Origin of the sequence: Barnesiella sp. B2-R-119, from assembly GCF_023656675.1 — a bacterium.
GTDB lineage: Bacteria > Bacteroidota > Bacteroidia > Bacteroidales > Barnesiellaceae > Barnesiella > Barnesiella intestinihominis.
Genome location: NZ_JAMOKL010000003.1, coordinates 331,779 through 348,035, shown reverse-complemented (window position 1 = coordinate 348,035; position 16,257 = coordinate 331,779). Strand labels below are relative to the sequence as shown.

9 protein-coding genes are annotated in these 16,257 nt (G+C 42.8%); all 9 read right to left on the bottom strand.

Annotation, left to right across the window (positions count from 1 at the left end):
- Positions 1-108: 108 nt before the first annotated feature.
- Complete coding sequence (locus NBH06_RS07775; protein ID WP_250793627.1) at positions 109-1,515, bottom strand: alkaline phosphatase; 1,407 nt, start codon at positions 1,513-1,515, stop codon at positions 109-111.
- Positions 1,516-1,552: 37 nt separating this feature from the next.
- A complete protein-coding gene (locus tag NBH06_RS07770; protein ID WP_046417960.1) occupies positions 1,553-1,897 on the bottom strand; it encodes a calcineurin-like phosphoesterase C-terminal domain-containing protein in 345 nt (114 codons plus the stop codon).
- Positions 1,898-1,906: 9 nt separating this feature from the next.
- A complete protein-coding gene (locus NBH06_RS07765; protein WP_250793626.1) occupies positions 1,907-2,803 on the bottom strand; it encodes a phosphodiester glycosidase family protein in 897 nt (298 codons plus the stop codon).
- A gap of 128 nt (positions 2,804-2,931) precedes the next feature.
- The gene (locus tag NBH06_RS07760) at positions 2,932-4,305 is read right to left on the bottom strand and encodes a dihydroorotase (protein ID WP_250793625.1); all 1,374 of its coding nucleotides are present in this window, start codon (positions 4,303-4,305) and stop codon (positions 2,932-2,934) included.
- A gap of 28 nt (positions 4,306-4,333) precedes the next feature.
- A complete protein-coding gene (locus NBH06_RS07755; protein WP_250793624.1) occupies positions 4,334-5,095 on the bottom strand; it encodes a polyprenol monophosphomannose synthase in 762 nt (253 codons plus the stop codon).
- A gap of 255 nt (positions 5,096-5,350) precedes the next feature.
- The gene (locus tag NBH06_RS07750; RefSeq protein ID WP_250793623.1) at positions 5,351-9,853 is read right to left on the bottom strand and encodes a choice-of-anchor J domain-containing protein; all 4,503 of its coding nucleotides are present in this window, start codon (positions 9,851-9,853) and stop codon (positions 5,351-5,353) included.
- A 378-nt stretch (positions 9,854-10,231) separates the two neighbouring features.
- Positions 10,232-11,917, bottom strand: coding sequence for a phosphoethanolamine transferase family protein (locus NBH06_RS07745; RefSeq protein ID WP_250793620.1), 1,686 nt, complete (start codon positions 11,915-11,917; stop codon positions 10,232-10,234).
- Positions 11,904-13,100, bottom strand: coding sequence for a BamA/TamA family outer membrane protein (locus NBH06_RS07740; protein WP_008862694.1), 1,197 nt, complete (start codon positions 13,098-13,100; stop codon positions 11,904-11,906). The genes NBH06_RS07745 and NBH06_RS07740 overlap by 14 nt, the downstream gene beginning before the upstream one ends.
- Positions 13,101-13,472: 372 nt before the next feature.
- Positions 13,473-16,046 (bottom strand): hypothetical protein, encoded by a 2,574-nt coding sequence (locus tag NBH06_RS07735; protein WP_250793619.1) that lies wholly within the window; start codon positions 16,044-16,046, stop codon positions 13,473-13,475.
- Between the last annotated feature and the right edge of the window lie 211 nt (positions 16,047-16,257).

Sequence of the window (16,257 nt, the reverse complement as noted above, 5' to 3'; positions counted from 1 at the left end):
AGTTCTATGGTTTCGATGGTTCAAATAGCCGATAGAGAACTTTTGAAGAACCCCGGTGTTATACCGTTTTTTATCGGTCAGTTTCTCAGGTTTTTTAAAACTTACCGCTTATTTTATTTTCATGATTTTCCGAATTGTATTGGGTATTTCGATGTTATCGTTCAAAGCTCCGAATTGTCGGGCTTGGCAGCCGATGGCGTAGAATGGAACGAATCCACCGGTGTGTGAAAAGCTGGTCCAGCCTACTCCTATTTTTTTGTTCAATAAAGCAATGGCATCGGCAACGAGCGGTTCGCTTTTTGCATATAGTGTAATTTCCTGTTTGCTGTTTTTTTTAACAATCGTCTCGTAGTAGCATTGCATTAACTGGGCTTCCTCCCCTGCGTTTACAGGAATTTTATCCCATAATCCGGTGTTCTCGGCCAATATTTTTTTTGTTTTTTCCCAAGTGTCTATTTCTCCTGTCTCTCTCATTTTTTGAAATAATTTGGAGAGGGATTCTTTGGACATTTTTTGATAGTTTACATACTCCCAGTTGAAAGGGTGTGTAGTCGTTTCTCCAATGGTGAGCCCTCCGGTTTCGTGGTCGGCGGTTACGATGATGAGAGTCTCATCGGGGTGTTTCTTATAGAATTCGTATGCCAAGCGTACACTTCGATCGAATTCGATGGTTTCCTTAATTGCCGTGGCTATATCGCGGGGGTGAGATGCATGATCGATGCTTGCGCCTTCTATCATCATGAAAAAACCTTTTTTATTTTTCTTTTTATATAGTTTCTCTATACCGGCTTGAACCATAAACTCCAAACCTAATTTACCGGGCTCCCTTTCTATCACGTAGGGTAACCATTTTTTGAGTGTGGTGTCGGTATCCACTAGTAGTATTTTGTCTGCATTTTTTTGGGAGTTATAGCCTTCCGTACCTCGGCATACCGTGTAGCCTTTTTGGCGATAGTAGTCGTATATATAAGGTTGGCTCGGGTCTCTCCTGTTAAATGGTTTCATTAATGTACTCCCGGCTAGAAAATCGAATTGGCTGTCTGCCCCTTCTTTACCTATTTGGTAGGTGTCGTTTCGCATTTGCCCGGCATAAAAGGCCGCAGGGGTAGCATCGTCGAGTTGCCCGCTGGTGATAATCCCGATTGCATATCCTTTGTCTCTCAGTTGTTTGGCAACGGAGGTTAACGGTTGTTTGTCGGGGCCGATTCCGATATGAGTCAAGTTGGTTTTATGGCCGGTAGCCAATGCTGTGCCTGCGGCAGCAGAGCAAGTGATGAGACTATTGTTGGCATGGGTTCTGATGGCGGAACGGACAGGAAAATCGAGGAAAACCAGTGATTCGTTTCCATCTTCATAGTTCCCGTTTTCGTAGAAAAGTTGGGTTGCCATTACATGGGCAAAGCTCATGCCGTCACCGATACAATAGAAGATGTATTTGGGCGTTTTTGCGGATAATGTGGCCGTAAAAAATAGGACGATGAAAAGAACCAAAGACTTTTTTGCAAATTGTTTCATAGGCTTTTGTGTGTTAATGTTATTGTTTTTCTTTCTTTTATTTCATAGAACAACTGAGTGATTTGGGCCGATTCATTGTTTCACTGTATGTATTTCCGAATCGGTCTGTTACTTTTATTTTTACGGTAGAGGTTGCGTTCGATGCTGTGGCCTTGAACATGTGGGCGGTCGCATAGGAAACGAAATCGGCTGTCGTGGTAGCCCCTACGTTTAGCCTTTTGGCTTCGATCGAGAAATTTTTAATTTCTATCTTTGAGCTTACCGAGTCGGTAGGGGGAATAATACCTCCCGGAATACTCTCTTTTTCGGAACTGTTTTGAAATAAAAATGAGCTGCCAATCGGTGTACTTACGATTCCTATGGTTTTCAACAGTGTTTTCATGGTAAATCTTTATTTATTAGGAATAACAAGTATGGCGTTGCTTACTTCTCTTTCTCCTTCGTGGTCGAATTTTTTGTTATCGTACGGGTGATTGACGATTCCCGTTTTATTGTTCCACAAGGTGGAAGACCCTCCACCATCGAGATTCAGTGCGTCGCGCATGCCTAATTGTTTTGCCAAATAAGATAGTTCATCGATAGACATACCTACCGAGTGTTTTTTGAAACGGCCGTCCACCACTACCATCATGATTTGGTTGTCTGGGGTAATGCCGATAAAAGCACGAGGGTGGCGTTTGAAGAAACCTTGTGGAACGTCGGAACTGTGGGCGTTTCCTTTGGTGGCTTTGCCTGTGTTTTCTGGGAAGGTCGGAGCCATTTGGCGTACTCCGTTTTTCAACAATAGAGGTCCTGCGGCCAAAATGTTTTTGTATTTTTTGCCCAATTTTTTACTTGTAATGGAGTCGAAGGTATGAATTTTTATTTTGTTTTTATCTGTGGAGATAGCCCCGTCTGTGCGAAAGGCTTCGGCACGGGTGGTTTCTCCACGAACGATACCGTCGAGCCGTATGAATGTCGTGGGGGCTCCTGTTTTTACATTGAAGTAGCTGCCGTTGATTGCGGCTTCGGCCTGATTTTCCTTTGCCAAATGGCTGGTCATCGTCATTTGCGGAGCTTGTACGATTTGAGTTTTATACTTTTTAGGATCGTATTTTATGATAGAAATTTGTTGGGGTGAATCGAATACGTGTATATTCGTGTACATGCATACTGCTCCGTGTTGCAACGTATCGGTATGCCATTGTGCATGGGCGATAGCCAATGAGTCTTGTCGTGTTTGTGCGTATCCGCATGGAACGACGAGCGATAAGAGTATCGCTGAAAAAATAAGTCTAATGTGTTTCATTTCGTTATAAAACAGTTTCGTTTTGAGACTATAAAAGTAATAAAACGATTCGAAAAAAAAACATATGATTGACATTTATAAATATTGGGAAAAGGGTTTTATATAAAAATTAACATATATAATGCTTTCTAAACATTTTTGTTTTGAGTTGAATTATCGTGGAATGTAAGTCGTTTTCCTCGGGTTCGATTGCATGCTTTCCCTTCGGAGAATACTTCGTTTCCGTTGACGAAAGTACGATCGATCGATATTGGGAATGTGTGTCCCTCGAAAGGAGACCATTTACATTTCGACAGAATATTTTCTGTTGTTACTGTGTAGGGTTTGCAAGGGTCGACGACAACGATATCGGCGTAGTGCCCGGAGCGCAGGTATCCCCGGCGGTCGATGCGGTAGAGCGTCGCCGGAGCGTGGCACATCTTTTCAACGACTTGCTCGATCGTGAATTCTCCTTTTAGAGAAAGTTCCAACATGGTTTGCAAGGAATGCTGTATCAGCGGACCACCGGATGCCGCTTTCAGACAGGAACCTTGTTTTTCGCTCCATAGGTGAGGGGCGTGGTCTGTCGCCACGACATCGAGTTTGCCGCATCGAAGTGCATCGAGCAGAGCCCGACGATCGGCACAGGTTTTGATGGCAGGATTCCATTTTATGCGGTTCCCGAATTGGGCGTAGTCGTTGTCGTCGAACCAGAGATGGTGCACGCATACTTCGCTCGTGATATGTTTCTCCGAGAGTGGTTTATGATTGTCGAAAAGAGACATTTCCCGTGCCGTGGAGAGGTGTAGGACATGCAATCGGGTATCGTATCTTGTCGCTAATTCCACGGCTTTGGCCGAAGATGTATAGCAGGCCTCGGCACTGCGGATAAGAGGGTGGAAGAAAATGGGTAAGTCCTCTCCGAAGCGTTCGGTATAATACTTTTTGTTAGCTTGTATGATGGATTCTTGTTCGCAATGTACGGCGATGAGCGCAGGAATTTCGGCGAAGATCCGTCGTAATGTTTTTTCGTTGTCTACCAGCATGTTTCCGGTAGATGATCCCATGAAAATTTTTACACCGCAAACCTGTGAGAAGTCAACCTGTTTCAGTACCTCGAAATTGTCGTTGGTAGCGCCGATATAAAAAGAATAGTTCGCCGGGGAAACTTCGGCTGCACGGGAGTATTTCCATTCGAGGGCTTCGAGGGTCGTCGTTTGGGGAACGGTATTGGGCATTTCCATAAATGAGGTGATTCCTCCTGCGACCGCTGCAACCGATTCGGTGGCGATCTCGGCTTTATGAGTGAGTCCCGGCTCTCTGAAATGCACTTGGTCGTCGATGACTCCGGGGAGAATCCATTTGCCCGAGGCGTCGATGATATGGTCTGTGTTGCATACGATATTTTCAGGAAGTTTTCCCTTTATGACGGATTCGATAAACTCTCCTTTGACGATGATGCTCCCGATGAAATGTTCTCCATCGTTTACGATTGTTCCGTTTGTAATGATTGTTCTGCACATGACCGGTTGTCTTTTGAGGCGTCGGCGGTTAATTTCCCTGCTTGGGGTATTTGCGGAACCAACTGTTTATTTTTAATCTGATGACTCCGAATACAGCTTCACCGAATATGCTGGTGTTCATTTTACTTTCACCCAATACTCGGTTAATGAATATAATGGGTACTTCTTTAATGGTGAATCCGTATTTGTAGGTCGTGAATTTCATTTCGATTTGAAAGGCATATCCTTTGAATCGGATTGAATCGAGTCCGATCGTTTCGAGTACCCGACGTCGGTAACAAACGAATCCTGCGGTCGTGTCGTGTATTTTCATACCGGTGACGAAACGCACATACTTTGATGCGAAATAGGACATCATGACTCTTCCCATAGGCCAATTAACTACGTTCACTCCCGTGACGTAGCGGGAACCGATAGCCATATCCGCACCACCGGTTTTGCAAGCAGCCAACAGATTCATCAGGTCTTTGGGGTTGTGGGAGAAATCGGCATCCATCTCGAAAATGTATTCGTATTGGTGTTCGATAGCCCACTTGAATCCTGCAATATAGGCTGTTCCCAGCCCTTGTTTCCCGGTTCGTTCCATGAGGTGGAGAGCGCCCGGAAATTGTTTTTGTAAATCTTTGACAATCACTCCTGTTCCGTCGGGGGAGTTGTCGTCGATGATGAGTATATGGAACTGACGGGGAAGTTCGAATACGGCATGGATAATTGCGGCAATGTTTTCTTTCTCATTGTAAGTGGGAATGAGAACTATGCTGTCTGATCTCGAAAGCGCTGTACTGTCCATATAGGTATTGTTAGTGTATTTGTCGAAACAGATTGTGCAGACGACATATAAATTTATGATGTCGTGTCGCTTCGCCTCTGTTTTTATGTTCTACAAATATAAGTACTTTTTTTATTCGGACTTTCGGAACAGGCAAAAAAGGTGTGAATGAAGGGTAATAAAACTTGACGTGTGCTTGTTCGCCGATAGCATAAAGGCTAAACCCTTTTCAGGGTTTAGCCTTTATGAATAAGGATAATCGATCAGTCGAACGATTTATCGGACTATGACTTTGAACGATTTTCCATCGATGCGAACAATATATATGCCGGTTTCAACGCGAATCCGGTCTTTGTAAGAAATAATCTCGTCGAAAATTTTGCTACCGTCTATTTTGAATATTTCGGCTTGCCGGTTATCGACATTTTCAATGACGATCGTGTGGCCGGCGGCATATACTTTTATCGGGTTTCCAGATGTCTCATCGATACCCGATTGAGACCTATCTACCGTAACCGTGTTGGAATATGGCGATTCTCCTTTATCGAATACGGCCGTGACATTGTAGGTATAAATGTTTCCTTTTTCTATTTCCGTGTCGGTATAGCCCTCGGTCGCCGGGAGTTGTTTGTACAGTTCGCCATTGCGATACAGGTTATATCCATTGAGGATAAGCGTTTCATCGGGCATATTGGCTGCAATAAACTCTATATCGTCGATGAGCAAACCGATTTTGCCCGAAGATATACAGTGGATTGCGACATATTTGGCATTGTCCGGCAGTTTGAAGCTGTATTTGTTGTATCCGTTTTCAGGATCTCGCTCCAATCCATCGGGGACGATTGTTTCGCTACCTTCGAGGATTACGAAGTTGTCGATGTCGTTGTTGCCGGTCGAGTACACGATCTCGAACTTGTCATAGCCTTCTCCTCCATACATAAAAGGAATTGAGCGAGCCCAGAAACTGATACTTCTATTGCCATCTTTAAGCTCGGGTAATATCAGGTAATCGTCGTTGGCAGCTCCTCCCATAGTACTCCAACAAGCGAACAATTGTTTGCCCGAGTGAGCGGTGAGGCCATAGAAAGTCAATTGTTGTGACAGAGATTCGGAGTTCGTACTCATGACTTGGAATGCCATTTTCGCTTCGCTGTTCGGGTATTGGGGAGCCCATGCGTTTATCTTGGCCGTCGTTTGGCCATCGTTGTCGTACACCGTGTAGTCTCCGATAGTTCCGGTACGATTACTGTCGTCAATTCCGCCGATACTCCACTCTTCGTAACTTTCGATGTCGTCGGTAGCGGGATCTGGGATACAGGATAAAGCGGGTCTGCTCCATGTGAGCGATACCGAGTTGTCGTTATCTTCGGCACTGAGGTTGTCGATGGTGGGATATTTGGGTCGTTCGACTGCGACCGACAGTGCAGCCGAGTTGTTGTCTGTGTCGAGATCGCCATCGAATTCTATTTTTGCAGTGAGGTCGAAGACCGTACTGTTTACCGGTGATGAAAGAACGAAATCGAAAGTCTCGTAGGCATCGGGCCGTATGGGTTTACCGTTTTGTTCTGCAATGAGTTTGTCTCCCGAATAGATACATACTTTGTAGTCGGTAGCCTCATTGGTTCCATCGTTATATATCTTGACAGAATAGTCTGCCGGCTTTGCCCCGATAACCGATTCGGGACCTGTAAATCCATTCAGAACAAGATCGTTTGCCAGTTGGTCGAAAATTCGCAGGTTATCGATCATGATGCTTTCGGCGCCCCAATCTTCGGTTGCTCCGAGAATACCTATTTGCAGAAAGTCTGCGTTGCGATAGTTACTAAGGTCGATGGCGTGGCATTTCCATATATTATTGTCTGCGCTATTGATTTCGAGAAGCGTTGTCCAATTTGTACCTAAATCGACACTTGCCTGAATATGAATCTCGGATAACCCGTCGGGATTATTTACCCATACTTTCAACACCGGATTTTCGAGTGCAGCGACGTTTATTTTGGGAGAAACCAGTCGGTACGAGCCGGGTCCGCTGAACGATATCCAACCGTCATCGCCGTCTTGTGCTCCCAATATTGTGGAGAAACTGGTCTGTGTTACCGACCAATCGCCATATCCTTTTTCGACGATGTCGATTGCCCACGGGTCGTTTTCGGTTTTACCCTCAGGCCAAGACTCTATGAATGGAGCCGGATAGGGAGTCCCGAAAAGTATGGAGTTGGTGGGTGTGGCTTCGCCCTCGCCTGCGATACTTTTTGCGCTTATTTGATAACTTAGAAGCATTTGTCCCGAATCGGCGTTCAATGATTCGTCGGTATAGGTAAGTCCGGTTATTTCGGTGGCAGTCGAAACAGACATCGGCTGCAATTGCGAAATCTGGTAGGTTAGTTTTTCGAGGTCGATGTAACCGCCGTTGATACCTGTCACAGGTGCTTCCCATGTAAGTACTGCCTTGTCTCCGGCTTGTACTACGTGTGGGTTTATAACAGCGGTGGGAATGTCTATCCCGATGTATGCATTGCATTCTGTTTCGTATCCTTTTCCAGCCTCATTAAAGAATGCGATCGAGTAGGTATTGAATCCGTTAGCAGCCTGAGTATCGGTTATGGATACTTCGCTACCGGGTTGTGGATTGTCGATGCTTCCTACAAGTCTTTCTTTTGTTTTGTTCCAAATTTCGGCTTTGGCGATTGTTGTCAAGTTGCTGCCATCGGCTCGCTTAGAGGGGGCGGTCGCCGATATGGTCGCTCCGAGCGCTCCTTCGGGAGCGGCAACAGCGTTCATTTCGTCTGTCGCTGCTGGGGCAAGCGCGTTGATCGGCTCTGTAATTTCGATGGAATAGATATATAACGACCCCATGTATTTATCGCTGATACCGTGAATACCTATATAATATGTTCCGTCGGATTGAGGCGAGAATACAGCTTGGAAGGTCTCTTCTTTCGAGGTCGTGAAGAAATTAGGTTCTATGATGACGTTTGTCAAAGCGTCGGCTGTTGCTTCTGTCCCGTATTTTACTTCAAACCGTTCTTTGTAAGTGGCGCTACTGGAACGTCCTTTTAAGATGAGGGTATATAGGAAACCCGCTTTCAACTTCATGGCCGGAGAGACGATCCAGTCGTCGGCGGCGAGTGTGCGGCTATAATTGAGTTGTGCACCGTTGACCGTTGCCGTCCATGCTTTGTCGTCCTCGTTGGCATTGATGATAGTATATTGGTCGAAACTATCCATCGACTTGAACGAATGGTTGTAAGGTGGTTCGAGATATGAACCGAGCATTATTCCGTCGGATAGAGCGGGATCACTTTGTCGAGTGCCGTCTGAGACTATGATTTCGTATGTGTATTCACCCAGAATGAGAGGTAGCTCTGTATCCGTGACGGTCGTTTCGGTTGTTCGGGTAGCGATAATCTTGTTGTCGGGTTTGCGTATGACGTTATAAGTCAATAGGCTTATATCTACGTATCCTCCATGTTGACCCTTCGTTACTGCTTCCCATGCGATTGTTACATTGTCGCTTTCTCGGTTGACCGTGATTCCTGTGACCGTTGCCGGAGTATCTGTGCCGACATAGAATGGAGCCTTGTAAGCCGGACCTGTGCCATGTATTGTATGTGTCGTGATTCCCAAAGTGTGGTTCCCTTCGGATAGGGTTATCGGCAGTTCGACAAGCGAACCGGCGGTCGATGTGCCTGACGAAAGGGTTTCATCGTCTATTTCAACGGTGTAGTTTATATCGCCGGAGAGTTTGTTACCACTGACAGTCGTAGTGGGGAGTTTGAAAGTTATTGTACCTGAAAGGGCTGCTCCTTCGAATGCGATGTCGATGTCGGTAACGCTTCCCGGCCCTTCGAGGTCTGCGTTAGGACTTAGGGAATATAGTCCCACAAATTCTTCCAAATCGTTAAAGGACCCGAGTAGTGTAGCCTCTCCCGTATCGGTGTTTACTTGATAAATACCGGAGGAATTTTCGTTGCAGGCTGCCCAATAAAGTTGCTTGGTCGTGAAGTCGAAGCATCCGCTTTGTTGGTAAAGAGGTGTGTATCCGGTAGCTCCGATAAGGCTATATGAGCCGTCTTCGGTATTGAATTTGTATAAATCTCCCATTTGGGAAATGCCATATATTTCACCGATGGAATTGGCTGCGATGACTACGAATCCGGCAGGATATCCCTTGTCGTCTTGCAGAGTGATATCCGATAGTTTGTTTACTGCACCGGTTTCAAGGTCGAGAGTTCCGAATACATAACCGTTTTTAGTCGTGTTGTAGAAGGCTCCGTACACTTTTTGGTCTGCCGGATTCCAAGTCATGTCGGTGGAAATAGTCGTTAAAGGTATAGCTTTACGGCTTACCTCTGTCCACGATTCGATGTCATAACAAATCAATTCGTTGCTTATCGTCGTACCGCTTAATTTTGTATAGGTAATACAGTAGAAATATTTTGCATCGACGAGAGTCGCTCCTCCATTGGCTCCTATTGGTCCGGCTTCGGGACGATACACCAATTCTGCCTTAGGGTTGTCTGTCGTATTGAATTTGTAGATACCCATAGGACTGGAATCGTTTCCCCAACTTTGAGCAAAGATAAGGTTCCCATAAAGGGTCGTTCCGTCGACTGTGTTTTCCAAAACTTTTGTAAGTCCCTTTGGAGAGGAGATTCGGGAGGCCGGAATGACAGTCGTTTTTTCTGATGCGTTCCGTGGAGCGATCAGATGCGCTTTTGTACCAAAGGGCACAAATAATAGCAATAAAAAGCAAAATGTGATTAGATTTTTTTTCATAGTGAAACAGAATTGATAATGAATATTTTTGGTTTGTAATGAAACTCTATTTGCAAAAATATTTATAATATTAAATAATACATCGATATTGTCGTATTACCTGTATTGTATTTATGCTATTTTAACTAATTTGGGGCTGATTTCTCTGAAATTGATTTAAAATATAGATTTTTTAAAAATAGCTTTTGTCTTATATTAAAGTGAATTTCTTGAATTTTGAAAGTGTAATAGTGTATAGAATATTTATTTTGTAGTAAATATTTGATTATTGCTTTTTCCTTGTCGGTCTATTATAATAGTTATAAAATATAAAAATATGAATATTCGCTTCTCCTTTATTTAGGAGAAGTAAAGAGAATCAAGGATGCAAGTATTGTATTATCGGGGAGAGATTCCGTATCGTTCGAAGGCTTGTAAGTCTTCTTCTTCGAGGGGTAAACGTCGAACGGGAATAGGTATGTTTTGTTCTCCTACATAATATCTTTTTTCGAGATGAAACGACGGACTTATGAGGGAGAGTCGGTCATCGCGATATTCGGTTTCGATGCCTCCGATACCCAGTAGGGTGTGGAATACGACTCGCGAGTCGAATGGGGTGGTATGCCGATTCCGGGCTTGTCGTATGTCATCGGGGAAAAGAGTAGAGTAATTATCCGAGAACCAAATGACAAAGGGTATGTGCAGCTGGTAATAGGTGGGAATGGGGGAGGCGTGCAGAAATCGATTACGTTCATCGTCGAGCAGATCTTCCCCGTGGTCGGAGAGATACAGCATGGCCGAAGTTTTTCCGGTTCGGTCGAGTTTATCGATAACTTGTGCCAAGAATTTGTCGGTGGCAACGATCGAGTTGTCATAGGCATTTATCATGGCTTGCTTGTTCTTATGATCGATTTCTTTAATGTGGTCGGGGGTGAATATTCGACAATCGGTATTGTATCGTTCACAGTAATTGAAGTGGGAGCCATAGGTGTGAAGGATAATGAGTTGCTTCGTTTTACCTATGTTCAGTAACGAGTCGACTGCGGATAATAGTACATCGTCATGTAGATGCGGTTTATTTTTCGGTGCGGCGAAATAGATCGTACAGTCTGCTTCGTCGGCGAAGAACTCGGTAAATGATCCGTTGCGCAGTTGGTTGGAGAGAAACGACGTGTGGAATCCGGCTTGTTTAAATGCCGAAATAAGACTCTTTTGTCGGTATATCTCATTGTAATTGAGTGCATCGGCGGGGCATAGCATTAACGGAACGCTTTTATGAGTCGCATTGATTTGTGTCAGTACATCGTCGAAATGAATGACATCGGGCATGGCGTCGAGTTTGGGGGTCGTATTTCGTTCGTACCCATATAGCCCCCAGTTTCCGGCGCGGGAGGTTTCTCCGATTACGAAGATATAGATTTCGGGGAGTTCGGTGTCTCTTGTCGATGTGGCCCGGTAGTCGAATTTTCTCGATGTGCGTGGATAGTTCTTTGCTGCTTCCCAACTGTCCACGGCGAATCGGGCATTGTTGAACGCGTTGATGGGGTAAAGGTTGTCGAGCCTTGCCGTATGAGGATATTTTCGGTGAGCAGGTGTGTAAACAAGTATTCCACTACCGATCATGAGCATAGCCAACATGAACACTCTTTTTTGAAAAAGAGGTGTGAGGGTCTCGGTGCGACGTATGGAGTAAACGGCAAGAGCCAATGCCGGAAGATAAAGTAAGAATACGCCTACCACCGCCGGAGCCAATTTATCGAGTAATTCGAAAGCCTCTCCGCTGTTGGTCGTAAACATGTTCAGGAACATGTCTGAGGCGATAATGGAATTACCGAAAAGATAGAGTAGTACCAATTGAAACGCGCCTATGAAATGAAGGGGAAAAAGAGCCCAAAAGGTGATTCCCGGTTTGCGGGAGAGAATTAATAACAAAAGGTATAAAGCTCCCGGAATGAGGATATAGGAGACTTTGAACAGGAGTGGCAATTGTTCTGTAAAACATAGAAAAATATTGGGAACCAACATGATTCCCGAAAAAATCCAAAATATGCGCCTCTGTGTAAATATTTGATTAAAATGCTTCATTGATGTTGAATAAAAATCCCGATTGTCCTTTTTTTCCGAATCCGTAGTCGAGTCGTACATTGACTCGGTTTTTGAACTCCCAGCGATAGCCTATTCCGTAATTGGGGAGTGTATGTCCCCATTTAAAACCTGAGAACGAAGGAAATACGTTTCCTGCTCCTACCCATACGGCTATGCCATTTCGCCTCCAAATGTGTTGACGGAGTTCTATTTGAGTTTCGATTAAATTTTTGTCTCGGTATCTGCCTTCGTAGTATCCTCGCATACGGGCCGACCCTCCCAAAGCTGCAAGCATATTCCAGGGTACATCGCCGTAATTGAATTCTCCATGTAGGTCAAAAGCAAGGATCGCTCCTTCCCATAGGCGGTGATAATAATCGAAAATGAAATCGGTGCGAGTAAACGCTTTTTTATTGCCCAAGAATTTGGGGAAGAATCGTTGGTTAACTTTTATATAAACTCCTTTTGCTGCGTTGGTAATAAAATCGCGACTGTCGTATACAAGTGTGGCTCCTATACTCGTGCTGATTACTTCTCGGGCTTCTCCTTCGAGTAGTTCGATTTTTGTGAAATCCGATCCTTTCACCCAGTTAAATCCCGTAGAAATTCCTCCGTAGAGGTCCTTATGTAAGCGAGCCAGCCAGTCGATACGTAAAATAGTTTCCAGTCTGTCGTAGGAGCTTTTGTTGGCGTTGTTATTTCCGTTTTCGTAACCTATGCCCCAAAAGTCACTCGGGAATGTGTATAAATAAAAGTCGTAATCTATCCTGAATTTATTTTTGGGAAAGATATTATTCCCTTTTACTCCTATCAAAAGAAAGCCTGTGGTCGTGGCATCTCCATAAAGCGAAACGTTGGAGAGTTGTGTGATCGAGTCTCTTCGTAACCGGTATGTCCCCGAGGCAGCCAAGCCTATTCCCAGCTTTGTCGTGGAAGAATAGTGAGGTCCTCCGATGATACCGAAATCGAATTTTTTATCGGGGCGTGGAGCATTGGAGTCATCGAAGTATTTCAGAACCTTTTGGAATATGTTCAGTTTTTTTACGGTGGTATCTTTTTTTGCGATAATCGAGTCGGTAGGAATAGTATCTATACTATCGGTTGGCGTTTCGGCGTACAAAAGACTTTGGGAGCCTAAAATGTATCCGACGCATAATATCGTATATCGAATGAATTGTTTCATATAATTAATTTGTTTCTCTCACGAGTTCAGATGCAAATGTATATTTTCTGTGGCTAATTGCCTAATTGCTTTTTATTCAATATGTTAAGTTTTGTATAAATTTTCTTTCTCGTGTCATTTGTCTATATGGAGGTGTAGCGTAGCGGTGGGAATTGTCCTTTCTTGTAATAACAAATTATTATTCAGAAGGTTCAATAATTTAATATTGACGAGGGAAAGTAAAGATCGATTTTGAGAAATATTCAGGATATAAAATTTTTTCGGTGTATATTTTTTGTATTTTAACGAGAGTCCGATATAAATAAATATATATGGACGATTATTGACCGGTCTCGATGAACGTTCGTTTTTATTCTTCTATGTAGTTGCGGATTACAATTGACAATTAATTACTTCATTGAATGTTTTTGTGTAATTCGTATTCAGCATTGCTTTATATTCATTGCAGAATGTGTCGAATGTCGTTTTGGCCAAGCTGGTTCTTCCTTGTTTATATAATGTGTGGCATTTGAGAATCAATGCATACTCGTCTGTTTTGTCGTGTGCAAACATGCTGTTGGCTATCTGAATTAATAATTCGTTGTTTCCCTTTATATATTCTTGCTTGGATAAATTTATTGCCATATCTAATACGGAATTCGTGTAATCGGACTTGAAAGAATCCAACCAGTCTGTTTGGACATATGGTAATAATTGTCCCGATAGCAGGTTTAAGGGTAAATCATTGATGTTTTCGGCTGTGATAGGTTCTTTGTTTTTTACTTTGTCGATCCAATTACAAACATCGATATAATCGCAATAAGCGTGAGTGAACTTTAACGCCCAATAGGTGCTTTCTTTTACAAGTTCGACACCGTCTAGTTTTTCCAGCAAAAGTTTTAGTTTTCGGATATTTACTCGGCGGTTATTTTGGGCACTTTCGTCTGTTTTATCAAACCAAAGCAACTCTCTCAGAGTGACGTTTGAAATCCCTTTCTTGTTATTTACGCTATATAATATGATAAGAATGAGCAGTTGTTTCAAAATAGGTGTGAATGATTTGGTGATATCTGCACCATTTTTATCCCATACTTGAAATCCATCTAAGAAAAGAATAGATGATTTTTTGTGAATGTCCGGTTGGGGCTTATAGTTTTCGTCTTGGGTAGTTGTCTTGGAGGAACGATCCGTATTTGTAACAACCGAAGGGTTGTGAGGAATGTGGCTTTCTTTTCTTCTTCTTTTCTTTTTTCGGTAGCAGAGGTACATACAGCCCATACCTGCAATTATGCAAATTCCTATACCTATGAAGAACCCTATCTTTGTAACAAGTGCCTTATGTCCTGCAACTGTTTGCAACGTATCTTCTATTTTTAACGGGGGGTAAGCTAATGAGTATATGTTTATATTTGATTTGTTGTTATAGTTATAATTGGTTACGGCATACAGCCTCGACTGTAACGAGTCGTAGTAGAGTGTACAGAAAGAATTTACATCATTGAAGGAGAAAGGGATTGTATCTGCATAGTTCGTACAGTTATTCCCATCTGTCAAATCGAACGATTTTAGCAGGATATAGCTGTTCGAACAATCATTCGGAAAACATAAAGCATATAGCTTGTTATTCGTTTCGTCTGTAACAATATGATTACCGACGACGAAGTTTTTCGTATCGTTGGGGATAGTCCACAATTTCTTTGTTTTGAATGTGTTGATGTCTATCGCATAAAGATCGTAATAATTTATGACTCCTAATTCTTGTTTCCCTTGCGGGTTGCCACAGCCGCCGAACACCAATATCGTGTCTCTGTTTTTGTAGTCCGATCCGCTTAGATAACGCGGAGGTATTTCTTCGTTGTACGATACCGGAATCCAGTCGTCCTGTGTCCGTCCTTTTTTAAGTATCAAGTTCTTATATTGATAATTACCATATCCGCCAAAAATATACAGACACGAGTCATTGGGCGATATAAACGTATTGTGTTGAGAATATTCCGGATTTTTTATTTCACGGTCATTGTTTGTCCATGTGTTATCCTTGAAATTGAATATAGACATCTGTTTCAAGGGATCGAAATCGTATGACCATAATTCATCGTAATAAGGCTGATAAATGAGTTGGTTGTTTATTTCTGTGTATGGAGCTCCATGAGCAGGATAAATCGTATCTAATGTATTGTCGATAGTCGAATAAACGAGTACAAATGAGCTGTTGGCAAAATAAATATTCCCTTTTGACGGGGCATGGCAGATTTGTGTATATATGGGTAATGCTAATGTTTTTTCTTTTACCCACTTGGTGTGTTTATTTATTTCCCATGTAGGATTGGTGACTGTCGCCGGAATCTGATACAGACTATCCAAACAGGAATACGACAGATGTTCTTTTAAAGGCCAATATGCAATTGTTTTATTTTTATTGTCTGTGATTTTTATGTTACGTATAGACATCGGAGGAACATCGGAAGAATGAAACTTTTCATGATCGGAGTATCCGAAGTAGAATTTCACGTTTTTGATATTGATGGATTTATACTGGCCTTGCAATGTTTGGTTGTCGAAGATGAGCCGTAAACTATCCGGATAGATTGAACACTGGATATGCGCCCATTTATTCCATGAGTATTGATTCAGTAGTTCTTCATCGAAAGCCAGATAGACGTTGTTCCCTTCTATCAAATTCAACGCTCTTTTTTCGGGTGTAATATTCGCTATCAAATCGAAACTCTTTTCATCGTCGATTATGATTCGAAAGACATATCCGTAGTTATGTTCTTCGGGTCTGAATTTAATATCGAAATCTAATGTTAGACCTTTTGAGGCGTCGAACTCGGGAGATAGGATAAGCGATGTTCTTTCTTCTTTAATGGAGGTATGGGCAGCAAAATATAATCCAGATGAAATATTTTGTGCTTCAACCGGTATCAGGGCCAACATTAAGAGCAGAAATATAAGCGTCTTTTGCATGAATACTTATAACTGTTTTTTGCAAAGATAATATGGTTTAGGAGGGTTACAAAGAAAAAAATTATATTTATGGAATCTTTTCATGGAATTGATAATAAAAATATTATATTATTAATGGGTAGAGTATTTTTACTGTGTACCGAAGTTTGTTTGTTAATGGTTTATTAATATTTCCGTTAATGACCGACGTTTATTTTTGTTACATTAATTA

What these genes read in the sequence shown, in the direction of transcription:
- NBH06_RS07775 (WP_250793627.1), bottom strand. Translation starts at nt 1,515, where the DNA reads ATGAAACAATTTGCAAAAAAGTCTTTGGTTCTTTTCATCGTCCTATTT.
- NBH06_RS07770 (WP_046417960.1), bottom strand. Translation starts at nt 1,897, where the DNA reads ATGAAAACACTGTTGAAAACCATAGGAATCGTAAGTACACCGATTGGC.
- NBH06_RS07765 (WP_250793626.1), bottom strand. Translation starts at nt 2,803, where the DNA reads ATGAAACACATTAGACTTATTTTTTCAGCGATACTCTTATCGCTCGTC.
- NBH06_RS07760 (WP_250793625.1), bottom strand. Translation starts at nt 4,305, where the DNA reads ATGTGCAGAACAATCATTACAAACGGAACAATCGTAAACGATGGAGAA.
- NBH06_RS07755 (WP_250793624.1), bottom strand. Translation starts at nt 5,095, where the DNA reads ATGGACAGTACAGCGCTTTCGAGATCAGACAGCATAGTTCTCATTCCC.
- NBH06_RS07750 (WP_250793623.1), bottom strand. Translation starts at nt 9,853, where the DNA reads ATGAAAAAAAATCTAATCACATTTTGCTTTTTATTGCTATTATTTGTG.
- NBH06_RS07745 (WP_250793620.1), bottom strand. Translation starts at nt 11,917, where the DNA reads ATGAAGCATTTTAATCAAATATTTACACAGAGGCGCATATTTTGGATT.
- NBH06_RS07740 (WP_008862694.1), bottom strand. Translation starts at nt 13,100, where the DNA reads ATGAAACAATTCATTCGATATACGATATTATGCGTCGGATACATTTTA.
- NBH06_RS07735 (WP_250793619.1), bottom strand. Translation starts at nt 16,046, where the DNA reads ATGCAAAAGACGCTTATATTTCTGCTCTTAATGTTGGCCCTGATACCG.